Raw genomic sequence first — 13,693 nt, 5'->3', positions numbered from 1 at the left:
CAACAGACACTCCTTCGTATCTGGAAATTTTGTCGACTCTATTGTACTCGGGGCTTGACAATAAGTAAAATATTATTTAGATTAAAACTGTTATAACAGATTTGTTATAGGGGGACCTGCCATGAATATGAAGAATCTTCAGTATGTGCTCGCGGTCTGCCAGGAGGGCAACATTACCGCTGCAGCTCATACCCAGCACGTCTCCCAGCCTGCCCTCAGCCAGGCGATTAAACAGGAGGAGCAGAATCTGGGTACTTCCATTTTCCAGCGGGGCAGCACGCCGCTGCAGCTCACGCCGGCGGGAAAGCGCTATGTGGAGACCGGGCGGCAGATCATGATGCTGGAGCAGAACCTGAAAAACGAGCTGTCCGACCTGAACGGAGAATCCACCGGCATCCTGCGGTTTGGCATCTCCGCCCAAGAGGGCATGTATTTGCTGCCCCGGGTGCTGCCCCGTTTTTTTCAGATGTACCCCCAGGTCAAGCTGTGCGTGGAGGAGCGGGGCTCGGCGCTGCTGGAGGAGATGCTGCTGGACGGCACCGTCGACATCGTGCTGGCCCGGTATGAGCGTAAGCGGGAGCCCCTGGAGTACCGCCTGTTCGCCAAAAACAAGCTGGTGTTGCTGTGCGCCCAGGACACCGCGCTGGCACGAAAGTACCCCAGCGGCTCCAGCATCTCTCTCCGGGATGCCCAGGGCGAGGCCTTCGTCCTGCTGGAAAAGGAACATCACATTGGCCAGTTCGTCCGGGAGCAGTTTGTGCAATATGGCATGAAGGTCAAGGTGCTGGCCGAGGTCAACTCCTTCGATACCGCCAAGCGTATCGCCCTGTCCAGCGGAGCGGTCACCCTGTCCCCCTATCCTTTGTTCAGCACCGACCCGGATCTGGAGCGGCAGGGGAACGTCTATTTCCTGAAGAACATGAAGAGCAGCCACCACAGCTATCTCTGCTGGCGGAAGAACATGTACCAGACCCGTTATATGCGGGACTGGATCGCGCTGCTGGAGGAGGGAGCGCAGCAATGAGCAGCCTGACGCAGGGGCGGGAGACCACCCTGGAGGAGATGCTGGACCTGCGGGAGGAGCGGGCGGCCCGGCAGCGGCAGATGCTGGCGGAGAGCGGCTGCGCCAGCCTGGTTTGCCTGAGCCTGAACATGGCCGGGCCGGTGAAGCGGCATTTCCTGGCGGACGCCCTGTTCGAGGAGGGGCGACGGCAGACGGCGGACGTGCTCACCGCCCTGGGCGCGGTCCTGGATGAGCGGGTGACCGACCGCCCCGCCGGACAGACCGCCTTTTTCGCGGTGGACCAGCCGGCGGAGTTGGTCAAAGTCCGGATGACCGCTCTGGAGGATCAGGGCGGTGCCAGCCGCCTGTGGGACATCGACGTGCTGCGGCCCGACGGGACCAAGGTGAGCCGGGGGGATGTGGGGCAGGAGGGGCGGCGCTGCTTCTTGTGTACCCAGCCCGCCGCCCTGTGCGCCCGCAGCCGCGCCCACAGCGTGGAGGAGTTGAAGGCGTACACAGACCGGCTGCTGCTGGACTGGTACGTCGCCCGCCAGGCCGGACGCATCGGCGCGGCCGCCCAGCGGGCCCTGCTCTACGAGGTCTCGGTCACGCCCAAGCCGGGACTGGTGGACCGGAACAACAGCGGCGCCCACCGGGACATGGATTTCTTCACCTTTCTGGACAGTACCTGCGCCCTGGGGGGATACTTCCGCGCCTGCGCCCGGTGGGGACTGACCCACCCGGAGACTCCGGCCCGGCAGGTCCTGGCGGAGCTCCAGACCCTGGGCATGTGCGCCGAGGGAGAGATGTATCGGGCCACCGGGGGCGTCAATACCCACAAGGGGGCCATCTTTTCCCTGGGCATCCTCTGTGCGGCGGCGGGGATGCTGGCCGCGGCGGGGCAGGCCCCCTCCGACGATGCCCTGGGGGCGCTGGCGGGGGAGATCGCAGCTCCGGCCCTGGGCGGGCTGGGAGCAGGAGCGGAGACGGCGGGCCAGGCGGCCTTCCGGGCCCATGGGCTCACGGGCGCCCGGGGGGAGGCGGCCTCCGGCTTCCGGCGGGAGCGGGAGGAGCTGACGGCGCTGCGGGCCCTGCTGGCCGAGGGCCGCTCCCTCAACGACGCCCTGGCGCTGGTGCTCCTCCGGCTGATCGCCCGGGCGGAGGACACGAACATCGTCAAGCGGCGGGGCAGGGAGCGCCTGGACCAGGTTCACCGGGAGGCGGAGGAACTGCTGGCCGGGGAAGGGCCTTCCTGGGAAGACCTGCTCCGGCTGGACGAGTCCTTCATCCGGGAGGGTCTGAGCCCCGGCGGCTGCGCCGACCTGCTGGCAGTGGTGTGCTTTTTCTTCTTCTGGGAGGAGCAGGAAAAGGCCGGAGCGTGAGCTCCGGCCTTTTCGGCTTGTGGGAGGAGTGGTGGGAATTGGTCTGCATCACAGGAAAGCGGGAGGGAGGCGTCACCACAGGACGATGTCCTGCCATTGGGCAAGCTTGTCGGGCCGCTGCCAGGTGTATTCCCGGAAGGGACTGCAGCACGGGGTGCCCTTGCACACCCACATGCGCTTGTCCGTGGTGTCCATCAGGATGCAGCCCAGGGTGCTGATCTTGTCCAGCTCCTTCTTGCGCTCATCGCCGTGGCGGCAGACGCAGAAGGGGTAACCAAAGTGATCCTGGAAGGCGGTGATCACATCCTCGCGGGTGATCTGCCCTACCTTGGGCGTCAGGTGCTTGAGGATGCGGCGGTCCCGATACAGGGTGCCGCCCAGGGCGTCCACCTGATAGGCGTATTTGGGGTGCTTCAGGTGGTTGGAGTGGGCAATGAGGCCGTTTTCCGGATAGAGGACCAGATGGCCTCGCGCCAGCTTCTCAAAGCCCATGGCATCGCCGCCGGCATAGGCCGCCGCATAGTACATGGGCAGCATGGACTCGGCCCCGAAGATCTTGTTGACGGCGTCCACATAGCGGTCCTGCTCCAGGAACTTACGGCGGACGAAGACCGACGGAATGCCGAAGACCTTGGTGTTGAAGGTTTTGTGCAGGCTGTTGACGCCCAGGGCGATGCCGGCCTGGTTCATGCCGTAGCGGGCGAGCTGACCGGCCTCGGTGACGAGCATGAGGTCGGGGCCGTCGTCCCGCAGGACCTGTAGAATGATGGTGCCGTACTCCTGCCAGGAGTAGGTGTCCCAGTTCTGGGCCAGCAGGGTGTGCCCATCGCCCATGGCCTCGGGCAGCACCGCCACGCTGGAGCAGCCGTCCAGCTCCTCCTCGTCGGAGGCGGGGCGTTTGATGAGGGTCATGGCCTCCGAGCGGGAGTTGAGGGTCAGCAGGTCGTCGAAGCTGGCGCCGGAGCCCTCGGCGATGCCCTCCAGCTCCTCCAAAAGCTCGGGAGAATAGCGCTGCAGGAAGGGAAGGAACTGTTTGGAGATCTCCCGGGCGTCGTCCCAGCTCACGGCGGCGTGGCCTCCGTTGAAGAAGGTGATGTAGCGCTCCAGAACGCCGTGGATCAGGTCCCGGCACTGGCGGCCGTAGTCCGCGCCCCGCTCCCGGTGGGTGGCGCCGCGGACGGTGAAGAGTGGCATATTAGTCATGGCAATTTCCTCTCAGACAAATGTGGGATTTAGTGGATGAACATCCCTACGCCGGGGCCCAAGGGCAGCTTGAGGGCCCACCACACGGCCAGAATGGCCAGCTCGGCGATCATAGTGGCGATGGCGTAGGGCATACAGCCGGCGAACACGGTGCCCATGCCGGGGGTTTTGGACTTGTCGGTGTTGTACTTGCCCAGCAGGCCCACGATAAGGGCCACGTCGGAGGAGATGGGGGCGATAGCGTTGGTGGCGGAGTCGCCGATGCGGTAGGCCACGGTGGTCAGCGCGGGACTGAAGCCGATGGCGTAGAACATAGGGATCAGGATGGGGGCCAGGATCATCCACTTGGAGGAGCCGGAGGTCATAAACAGGTTCAGGAAGGTGGAGAAGAAGACGATGCACACCATCAGTCCGAAGCCGTTGATGCCGGAGGCCTTGATCCACTCGGCGCCGGCGGCGCCGAGGACGGTGGGGATGTTGGAGGCATTGAACAGGTAGATGAACACGGAGGCGGGCAGGGCGATGACCATGAAGTTGACCATGGAGTTGATGCTGCCAGCCAGCATTTTGGGCAGATCGTTCCAATCGGCCAGCTTGCCGGTGGTGCGGCCGTAGGCAATGGCGGTGACCAGGAAGAACAGGAACAGCAGGGTCAGCACGCTCTTGAGCAAGGGGGAGTTGGGCACGATGCTGCCGTCGTCGGCCCGGAAAAAGGAGTTCTTGGGGATACACACAGCCACCACGACGGCGATGTAGACGATGGCGGCGATACCGGCGTTGCGCAGGGCCTTGTGCTCCAGGGGGGTCAGCTCCCGGTTGGCGTCGTCGGCCTGGACCAGGCTCAGGTCCTTGGGCTCGCCGATGAAGCCGCGGACGAACTTGGTGGTGACGAAGGTAAAGACCACGGTGAGGACGATGGCGCAAGCGGCCATGAAGTACCAGTTCTGGAGCACGTGGACAGTGGAGGTGTCGATGCCCAGGGTGCTGCACACCGACTCGTTGATGCCGGACAGGAGCACGTCCAGGTTGCCCACGAAGACGTTGGCCGACATGCCCGCGTTGCCGGCGGCATAGGCCAGCAGGATGCCCAACCAGGGGTTATACCCCATGGAGGCAAAGACCGCCGCGGACACCGCGGTGCAGCCCAGGATACCGGCGTTGGAGGCGGTGTTGGCGTTGATGGCGATGAAGGATACGATGGCGAAGACGAAGGCGGGCTTGGCCCCGGCGATGGTCCGCTTGATGACGGCGCCAAAGAGGCCGACCTGCTCGGCCAGGCCGATGGACAGCATCAGCAGACCCATCATCATCATGGGAGAGAAGTTGTAGTAGATGCTGTACATGTTCTGGGTGACGTAGGTGATGGTCTCTTTGTTCAGCAGGTTTTTGACGGTGGCGGTGACCATCTCGGCGGCGGCGCCGGAGCTGGAGGCCTTCTCATAGGTGACGGAGGTGCCGGCAAAGATGACGGACAGGATGATGGCGACGACGATCAGGATGCTGAACAGGTAAAAGGGGTGGGGCAGCTTGTTGCCTACCACTTCCACGCCGTGGATAAAGCGGTAAAACAGACTTTTCTTTGCTCTCTTTTCTTGCTTGGCTGTTTCCATTTTCCAATCTCCTTTCAACTCGGTCGGGGACTCTCCCGTTATCCCCGCTGATACACAGTCTCACCACCCACAACAGTCTGCAAGACCTGAATATCCTTGATTTCCTCGGCAGGACAGGCCAGGTAGTCCCGGTCGATGACCACAAAGTCCGCCAGCTTTCCGGCCTCGATGCTGCCCTTCAGATGCTCTTCAAAACCGGCGTAAGCACCCCATACAGTGTAGGAGCGCAGGGCCTCCTCCCGGGTCATAGCCTCCTGGGGGTACCAGCCGCCCTCCGGCTGCCCGCGCTCATCCATGCGGGTGACGGCGCAGTACATGCTCAGAAAGGGGTTATAGCTTTCCACCGGGGAATCGGTGCCGTTGGGCACCACGTTACCCTGATCGATCAGGGTCCGCCAAGCATAGGCGCCCTTGATGCGCTGGGGGCCCAGGCGGGTATCCGCCACCTTTTTGTCGGTGCGCAGGAACACGGTCTGGTGCGTGGGGATGACGCCCAGCTTCTTGAACCGGGGGATGTCCTCGGGCGCGATAATCTGGGCGTGCTCGATGCGCAGGCGGGCGTCTGGGTCGGGCAGCTCCCGCAGCAGCCGCTCGTAGGTGTTCAGGCACTGGCGGTTGGCCGCGTCGCCAATGGCGTGATACCAAATCTGAAAGCCGGCCCGGCGGGCCTGATAGAGCACGTTGTAGAGCTGCTCGTCGGTCCACTTGCCGTTGCCCTTGTGGCCGGGCCGGTCGTCGTAGTCGTCCAACATCCAGGCGCTGCGGGCACCCAGAGAGCCGTCGCCCGAAATCTTGTAGGCCCGGGCGGTGAGCCGGTTGCCGTACATCCCGATGCGCAGGCCCTTTTTGAAATACTCCATGGAGCCGTGGAGGAGCTCCTCGTAGCTGGGCCGGCCGATGACCCGCATGCTGGCATAGATGCGCAACTTGAGTTCCCGGCGCTGGTAGAGCTCTTCCCAAGCCTGGATCCACTCCTCGGCGGTACCGGCGTCGTGGACGGTGGTCAGACCGGCGGCGAAGAAGCTCTCCTGGGCCAGTAGCACGATCTTCTGGAGCTGCTCTTTGTTGTAGGGGGGGATGGCCTTGTTGAAGGGGTCCTGAGCCTGGTCGGTGACCACACCCAGCAGGGTCCCGTCCGGCTTGCGCAGGTACTCGCCGCCCACCGGGTCGGGGGTGGCGTCGGTGACGCCCACCGCCTCGAAGGCCTTGCTGTTCACCCAGGCGGCGTGGCCGCAGGCCCGCTTCAGGTAGACGGGTACGTCCGGCGCCACGGCGTCCAACTCCTCCTTGGTGGGGAAGGAGGAGTCCGGCCACTCGTCGTTCAGCCAGCCCCGGCCCACGATCCACTCCCCGGGCCTGATGGTCTGGTAGGCCTGAGCTACCATGTCCACAATCTCCCGCCGCTGCTTGGCCACCACGTTCAGCTCCAGCTTCATGGCGCCGGTGTTGTTGATGTGGAGGTGGGAGTCGATCAGACCGGGCAGGACCACCTGGCCGTGCAGGTCCACCACCCGGGTTTCAGGAGTGCACAGCGCCCGGATCTCCTGGTCGGTACCCACGGCCACAAAGCGGTCGTCCGAGAGGCAGAAGGCGGTGGCAACAGAGAAATTTGGATCGACGGTATAGACCTTCCCGTTCACATAGGCCACATCAGGTTTTCGCATCAAGGTTCCTCCCTCTATTCATAAAAATAGGAAATTATTCATAAATACTAAATAATTATGCGCCTGTATTTCATGATTGACAACTTGTTTGGATATTATCTATAATGTTTATGGTCACATGATACTGAAAAGAGGGCAATTCGTCCAATACCTTTTCCACATAAGAGTTATAATCTCGTTGAGATAAAAGAAGAAAAATAGAAAAATATGAAAATGGCCGCCGGAGCTGCGACGACCCGCAACCGATTGCAGGAGAGTGGATGACCATGGATTTTAACAAGGTGCATTACATGATCGCGGTAGCTGAGCTCAAGAGTTTTTCCAAAGCTGCGGAGAAGTGTTTTATCTCTCAGCCGGCGCTGACCCGCTGTATCAAGAACATGGAGGAAGAGTTGGGGGTTAAGCTGTTCGACCGCTCGTGTTCCCCCATTCGGCTGACTTATGCCGGGGAGCGCTATTTGGCCGGTATGCGGGAGATCTTGGCCATGAAGGGGCGGCTGGACCAGGAAATGGCCGAGATTGCCGCCGCCAAAAAGGACCGGCTCGTCCTGGGCATGGCCTCCACCCGCTGCCACACCTGGCTGCCACGTATCCTACCCGCGTTCAAAGCGGAGAATCCAGGGGTAGAGGTCCAGCTCGTAGAGGGCAACAGCCTGACCTTGGAGCAGATGCTCACCAAAGAGACTATCGACATTTTTTTCATTGGAACCCAACCGGTGCTGACCGAGGGGGTGGGCTTCATTCACCTGTGCGACGAGGAGATGACCGAGGTAGTCAGCCGTCTGCACCCCGTTTTGGCTGGGCTGAAGCTGCCGGCCAACCAGCCTAATGTGCTCCAGTACCTGCCGCCCAAACTCCTGGATCGGCTGCCCTTCTTTTCGGCTACCCCCTCTCAGGGAACCTACTACCTGGCCCACCGCCTGTTCGAGCAGTACCGACTCCAGCCTGAGGTGGTGATGGAGATTATCAATACCACAACCGCTTACCGCCTGGCCTCCCGGGGAAAAGGCTTCGCCATTGCCCCAGTCTCGGTCACTTTTGAGGAGCAGTTCGACCCCGCCCCCCTGTTCTGCTCCATCGAGGAGAAGCCCACCGTGCGCTCTATGGGGATGCTGTATAAGAAAAACCGGAAGCTCTCCCCAGCGGCGCTGAGATTCATTGAAATGGCCCGGCGTGAGATTCCCAAGTTTGTGGATACCCACATCCCCCGGTTTCAGGTGCGCCACGACATTGATTTTTCCGCAGCGCTGTGACAAAAAACCACCGCGGTCTGAATGACCGCGGTGGTTTTGGTTGTGGCTGAGGTACATTACGGACAGGTGCCCTCCAACAGAGAGACTACCAGACGGACGATCTGGGGAAAGACCGATACGACGACGATCATGCGAATGATCTGCAGGACGTTCAGGTCTTGGCTATGGACCCCTAGGTCTCCTGAGATCAGCGCCATGTCATTGGCCCCGGCGGGGGTGGCGGCCAGCATGGCCTCCCGGCGGCGGATTCCGCAGAAGCGATGAAGCAAGGTACTGATCACCAAGCAGTTGAGCAGATAAGCCAGCACCAGCAGGACGATGGGCAGAAGCAGTACCCACATCTCCAGCAGGTCGGCCAGACCCATGCTGGAGCCAATATAAGCTCCGGAGAGAAGCTGGGCCAGCCGCTTGAGCCATAGGGGGACGGCGGCACGGTCGGTCAGCAGCTTGAGGGCGATAACACCCAGCATGGCAAAGAGCAGGGCACCCACCGGTACGCCGGAGCGCTTGCCGATGAAGCCACAGACAGCCGCCACCACGATGGTCAGCGCCACCGAGGCGGGGGCCTTCTGCCGGTCAGCCGCCCCGGCCTGATGCGCGCCCTCTTCCCCCTGTGGATCATGCTGTGTCATGGCTAGGATGAGGGATGGAAAGATGCCGATGCCTGCCACCAGACGGGAAAATTGGGCCAGGGCCACATCGCCCGCATCGGCCCCCATATCGGCGGCAATGATGGGGGTGTCGCTTATTCCGCCTGGCACGGCGCAAAAAAAGGAGGTCATCCAATCCAGTCCGCTGAGTGCATGGATCACAGGCCCCATGGCCAGGTTTAGGATCAGCATGCCGCCCAGCAAAATCAGGGCAGGCTTGATCAGCTTAGGCATACGCCGTAGATCACGCTTTTCCACAGAGGCGCCGATAAAGGCACCGGCGGTGATCTGCGCTGCCAGACGGGCGGTGGCGGGCATATAGGCCAGCCCGGTACCGATGTTGAAGGCTGCCACGCCCACCATGGCCCCCACCATCATACCGCCGGGTACCTTGAGACGAAGAAAGGCCAAGCCCAGGACAGCCCCCGCCCCCAACGTCAGGAGAAGATGAGACATCGTTGTTCACCTCTGCAAAAGAACCGCGGGGAAAAATCCCCGTCGCCCACAGTGTACAAGAAGTCTCCAAAGTTGACAAGCGGGACGGTTTTTGGCAGGGCGTGGATGGATGGCGGTAAAAAATGCTCAAAAAGTAGAAAAAAGAAATAAGAACTGAAGATTATCGGTAAAATAATTTTTCATGAAAAATAGTTATGGATATAGATAAAAAGAAACCATGCTGAGATGGTTCGCTTCAGGGATGATGGTGGAGACGCTCACTTTCCACCAAGGTGTCCAGAAAAAGCCGCACCTGTTGCAGTTCATGATAGGAGCTATGATAGAGCACATAGGTATCCCGCTTCAGAGGAGAGCCGTCCTGGAAGCAGAGGGGCCGCACAGTGCCATCAAAGTCATCCAGGCAGGTGCGAGGCAGGACGGACCAACCCAGCCCCAACCGGGCCATCTCCTTGCAGCAGTTGATGTTATTAACCGAGAGCTTGGTGTTGTATAGGGGCAGGTTCTGCTCCAAGGCCCAGCGCTCAATCTGGGAGACTACAGCCTGGTCGGTGTGGCTGGCGATATAGCTGTAATCTTTCAGGGCGCGGCTGGCGTTCTCGTGACTGCACACCAGGCAGAGTGGTTCAGAGTCCAGGCGGATTCGGCCGTCGCCCCAGGCCCGCTCCCCTCGCAGGATGGCAATGCAACTCTCATTTTTCAGGAACTGGTAGTAGAGGGGGCCGCTCTGCCCAGCCTGGACGGTGACTCCCACCATGGGATAGCGCTGGCAGTAGAGTTTCAACGCCCAAGGAAGCCGGTAATAGGAGTAGGAAAGAGAGCACAGGATGGACAGGGAGCCGCCCACGATGCCCTGGTGGCGGTTGATGGTTCCCATCATCTCCTGGTTGAGCCGCAGCATACTGCGGCAGTAGGGCAGCACCTGCTCCCCGACGGCGGTGAAGGAGACCCCCTTTTTGCGGCGCAGCAGGATCGTGCAGCCGAACTCTTCCTCCAGCCGCTGTAGACGTTTGGTCATGGCGGGCTGGGACAAGTAGTATTTCTGAGCTACCTTGGTGATACTCTTCATTTCGTATAGGTCAATGAGAAACTGGCAGTCGCGGCTGTCCACGGTGTGATCCCCCCTGTGGGCCGGGCGGACCGCAAAAGATGCCCGCCGGGACCGGATAGCAGTATCATACCGCGGTTTCCGCCGGGCGGCAAGAGGGGAGGCAGTTTTTGACCGGTACGGCAAATTTCCTTGACGAGAGGGCCGGACGCCATATGCCATATATAGTGGGAGCAGAGACCAACCTGTGACATTGGAGGAGATACCATGCACCAGGAATATGCTCCGCGCAGTGGACCAGTCCCTTCTGTCCGACTATGATCTGATCCTGGTCAACGTTTGGGCCACCTATTGTCAGCATGGATCCCGGAGGCGTATCCCGCAGGATGGAAGCAGGCTGCTGTGCAGGCGGACATGGAATAAAAGACAGAGAGGAAGAGTAGCCTGTGATGAGCGCGGGTCATAAACAGTAGAATATTGTTTTGCAGGGACGGCAGGGCTTTGGTCATGCCGTCTTTGTTGCGGCGCTAGCTACCAACCCCTCTCCGAGGGCCTGCCGTCCTCAATCTCGGCGGTCAATTCCTCGCGGTTTTTTCCCTTGGTTTTGTTATGGGTGGTGGCCGCTTTCTAACACGGAAAAGAGTGACTGCGTTCATAGCAGTCACTCTTTTTTGGAAAGCACAGGTCATTCTATTGCCTATTATCAATCATTTCATTTGCAATTTCACTATCGAGGATTTGATAGGCTATGACTTGCCACAGGCCCGTAGTTTCTTTGTAATCATTTCGTTCCATAACAACATGTTCGACATGTTCACTATTGAATTTTTCCAAAAATGTGAATAATGTATCCTCCATGCTAAAAGACCCAGTTCTATGGCCTTCATCTATTTCGCAAAGTTGATTTTCTGTATAAGTTGGGAAGAGAAATGAAATAACGGCCTGTCTAAAATCTGCGCTCACTGCGCATGCGGTTCCAAATAAAATACGGCAATCAACATAATTACAGAAAAACAGGCGGCAATTTTATGAAACTTCCACTTTCCCGGTAAGTCCTACTACGGTTTTGGCGGCGCATGCTACATCAAATCCAGGATTTCTGGAACAAAATTATATCATACTTTGATGAGGCTGCTCCCGGCAGGTGCAAGCCTCCCGCAAGCGGCTTCACATGCAGGATATGGGAAAAATCGAATAAGTTGTTTGCGCACAGATGCTCCTTTCCCACCTAAAAAACAAACGGTACTCGGCACAAAAAAGCCAAGCACCGCCTATTTTTTGCTGGCCGACCCCGTCTGACAAAGGTCGTAAAGCATCATTGTGTTGGATTGCTTACTGCATGATGAGCACCCTGCCGAAAGCAGGTGCCCTTTTTTGGGCGGGGATCAAGCGGCTTGTCAGTAGGGAATGGTGGCGAAGGTATTGACCCCGGAGAGGTCCGCAAAGAGCACCTGATCCGGCGGCAGGAAGGTGAAGAGTACCAGCAGGGCTCCCAGTGTCAGGAAGGCCAGGGTAACGGCTTCCCGCAGGCCCCGGCGGCCGGCCGCAGCCTGAAAGAGACCGGGGAGCAGAAGAAATCCTGCCGCCATCAGCAGCACATAGAGGGCGACATCGACCGCCGGCGCCTCGCCCAGGAGGAGTATGTGATAGACATAGCTCGCCGCCAGCATGACGGCGCAGAGCGCCAGCGCGGACAGCATCCAGGGGATGCGGCAGCCCTGCTCGCCGCCGCGGGTGAGATAGAGGAAACCCAGGAGATAGGGCCAAAACAAAATTTTCAAATGTTCCCATAAACTTTCGTTGATGGGAGAGAAGATGGCGACGACGGGGTTGGGAAAGATAGCGTAGACAAAATGCAGGCAGGCGCCGAGCAATGTCACCGCGACAAAGGTAATCAGGCATTTTTTGGAATGCTTCCGCACGGGCGATTCCCCCTTTACAATGGTAGTAAAAGGTATGCAGCCCCGTCCCAAATGATGCCAGGCATGACCCGGAAGGACCTGAAGGGTCTGGAAAAAACTGGTTTGAAATCAAAAATTTAATTTTGGCAAAAAGACAGGAACCGCCAGCGCACGTTCTGCATAACGCCGCCGCTCAGGCGTTTCCCATTTTCAGACAACCCAAAGGTGTGTTTCATTGGCAGCGTTGCCACCTCTTTTTTGCACCGCGCCGGGCCATATTAAATTTGGTGCGATCGGATGCGTTCGCACGCTGTGATTTTAAAAAGGGGTGGTACAATGAATGAGGAACAACACTTTATGCCCTGGGCCGGCGAGCTTCTCCAGGCGGTTCGGGCGGCGGCAGTGTGCCTGCTGGCCGGGCTGCTGGTGCTGAGTGTCACCGGCCGGGCCAGAGCGGTTGGACCCGGCGGCGAAGAGGCCCGGACCACGGCGGCTTTGGAGACCGGGGAGCGGATGGTGGTGCCGCTGGGTCGGGCGGTGGGCATCAAGATGTTCTCCGACGGCGTACTGGTGGTAGGGCTGTCGGAGATCACCGGCGAGGCGGGAAGCTGCGCGCCCGCCAAGGACTGCGGTCTGCGCCAGGGTGATATCATCACCCACATCAACGATACCCAGGTGGACACCATTGAACAGGTACAGTCTGTGCTCCAGGGCCTGGAGGGGGATCGGATGAGCATCCGGGCCATCCGGGGGGACAAGCAGATGCAGCTCACCGCCCAGGCCGTCAAATGCAGTACCGACGGCGCCTATAAGCTGGGGGCGTGGATTCGGGATTCCATGGCCGGAATCGGCACCCTCACCTTTTATGACCCGGAGACCGGCGCCTTCGGCGCGCTGGGCCACGGCATCAATGACGTGGACACCGCTTTGCTGATGCCTCTGGAATCCGGCTCCATCATGTATGCCACGGTGGCCGACGTGAAGAAAGGAGAGTCCGGTTCCCCGGGAGAGCTCCACGGGGCCTTCCAGGTGGACCGGGACATGGGCGAGCTGTATGCCAATACCGGCAGCGGAGTCTTTGGCACCCTTACGGACGACAGCCTGACGGACGGCCTCCGGCCGGTCCCCGTGGCGGCCCGGAGGGAAGTCAAGCTGGGCGGCGCCACCATCCTGTCCAACATCGCCGGCGACACGGTAGAGGAGTATGCGGTAGAGATCACCAAGGTCTATCCCGGCAGTGGAGGCGATACCCGGGAGCTGATGGTTAAGGTCACCGATCCCAGGCTGCTGGAAGCCACCGGCGGCATTGTCCAAGGGATGAGCGGCAGCCCCATCCTCCAGAACGGCAAGCTGGTGGGGGCGGTCACCCACGTTCTGGTCAACAACCCCACCGAGGGCTACGGCATCCTGGCGGAGACCATGCTGGCGCAGACGCCGCAGACTCTGGAGGCCAAGGTCTCCTGATTCAAGTGGAAAGGGCCGCCCGCCGCACGAGCAGCGGGCGGCCCTTCCCGCACAAAAGAGCA

General features: G+C 60.2%; 11 protein-coding genes. 4 read left to right on the top strand and 7 right to left on the bottom strand.

Translation table 11 applies throughout. The features are described 5' to 3' along the window. Positions 1-121: 121 nt before the first annotated feature. Both BN2154_RS13805 and citX read left to right on the top strand, forming a co-directional pair. The gene (locus tag BN2154_RS13805) at positions 122-1,024 is read left to right on the top strand and encodes a LysR family transcriptional regulator (protein WP_050619331.1); all 903 of its coding nucleotides are present in this window, start codon (positions 122-124) and stop codon (positions 1,022-1,024) included. Beyond that, a complete protein-coding gene (gene citX, locus BN2154_RS13800; protein WP_050619330.1) occupies positions 1,021-2,385 on the top strand; it encodes a citrate lyase holo-[acyl-carrier protein] synthase in 1,365 nt (454 codons plus the stop codon). Before BN2154_RS13805 ends, citX begins: the two co-directional genes overlap by 4 nt. A 72-nt stretch (positions 2,386-2,457) precedes the next feature. Here citX and BN2154_RS13795 read toward each other — a convergent pair whose 3' ends face one another. From BN2154_RS13795 to BN2154_RS13785, 3 genes are read right to left on the bottom strand one after another with little or no spacing between them, the layout of a single operon-like run. Then, the gene (locus BN2154_RS13795; protein ID WP_094762520.1) at positions 2,458-3,588 is read right to left on the bottom strand and encodes a C45 family autoproteolytic acyltransferase/hydrolase; all 1,131 of its coding nucleotides are present in this window, start codon (positions 3,586-3,588) and stop codon (positions 2,458-2,460) included. 29 nt (positions 3,589-3,617) lie between these two features. Continuing rightward, complete coding sequence (locus BN2154_RS13790; protein ID WP_050619328.1) at positions 3,618-5,198, bottom strand: AbgT family transporter; 1,581 nt, start codon at positions 5,196-5,198, stop codon at positions 3,618-3,620. A 38-nt stretch (positions 5,199-5,236) separates the two neighbouring features. Then, positions 5,237-6,862, bottom strand: coding sequence for an amidohydrolase (locus BN2154_RS13785; RefSeq protein ID WP_050619327.1), 1,626 nt, complete (start codon positions 6,860-6,862; stop codon positions 5,237-5,239). A gap of 266 nt (positions 6,863-7,128) precedes the next feature. Between BN2154_RS13785 and BN2154_RS13780 the strand changes: the two genes are divergently transcribed. Further along, a complete protein-coding gene (locus BN2154_RS13780; protein ID WP_195892359.1) occupies positions 7,129-8,115 on the top strand; it encodes a LysR family transcriptional regulator in 987 nt (328 codons plus the stop codon). Between the two features lie 56 nt (positions 8,116-8,171). On the opposite strand, the gene BN2154_RS13775 is transcribed toward BN2154_RS13780, so the two are convergent. From BN2154_RS13775 to BN2154_RS13760, 4 genes are all read right to left on the bottom strand, one after another. Next, entirely contained in the window at positions 8,172-9,221 is a 1,050-nt protein-coding gene (locus BN2154_RS13775; protein ID WP_050619325.1) for an AbrB family transcriptional regulator, read from the bottom strand. 235 nt (positions 9,222-9,456) lie between these two features. Further along, positions 9,457-10,329: a LysR family transcriptional regulator gene (locus BN2154_RS13770; RefSeq protein ID WP_050619324.1), complete on the bottom strand. Its 873-nt coding sequence runs from the start codon at positions 10,327-10,329 to the stop codon at positions 9,457-9,459. A 627-nt stretch (positions 10,330-10,956) separates the two neighbouring features. Then, positions 10,957-11,229, bottom strand: coding sequence for a hypothetical protein (locus BN2154_RS15900; RefSeq protein WP_154666709.1), 273 nt, complete (start codon positions 11,227-11,229; stop codon positions 10,957-10,959). A gap of 434 nt (positions 11,230-11,663) precedes the next feature. Next, positions 11,664-12,188 (bottom strand): DUF6512 family protein, encoded by a 525-nt coding sequence (locus BN2154_RS13760; RefSeq protein WP_050619322.1) that lies wholly within the window; start codon positions 12,186-12,188, stop codon positions 11,664-11,666. Positions 12,189-12,503: 315 nt separating this feature from the next. On the opposite strand from BN2154_RS13760, the gene spoIVB reads away from it, so the two are divergent. Continuing rightward, positions 12,504-13,631 (top strand): SpoIVB peptidase, encoded by a 1,128-nt coding sequence (gene spoIVB / locus BN2154_RS13755; protein WP_050619321.1) that lies wholly within the window; start codon positions 12,504-12,506, stop codon positions 13,629-13,631. The last annotated feature ends 62 nt before the right edge of the window (positions 13,632-13,693 follow it).

This window comes from Intestinimonas massiliensis (ex Afouda et al. 2020) (genome assembly GCF_001244995.1).
GTDB lineage: Bacteria > Bacillota > Clostridia > Oscillospirales > Oscillospiraceae > Intestinimonas > Intestinimonas massiliensis.
This window is presented reverse-complemented; position numbering and strand designations above follow the sequence as displayed.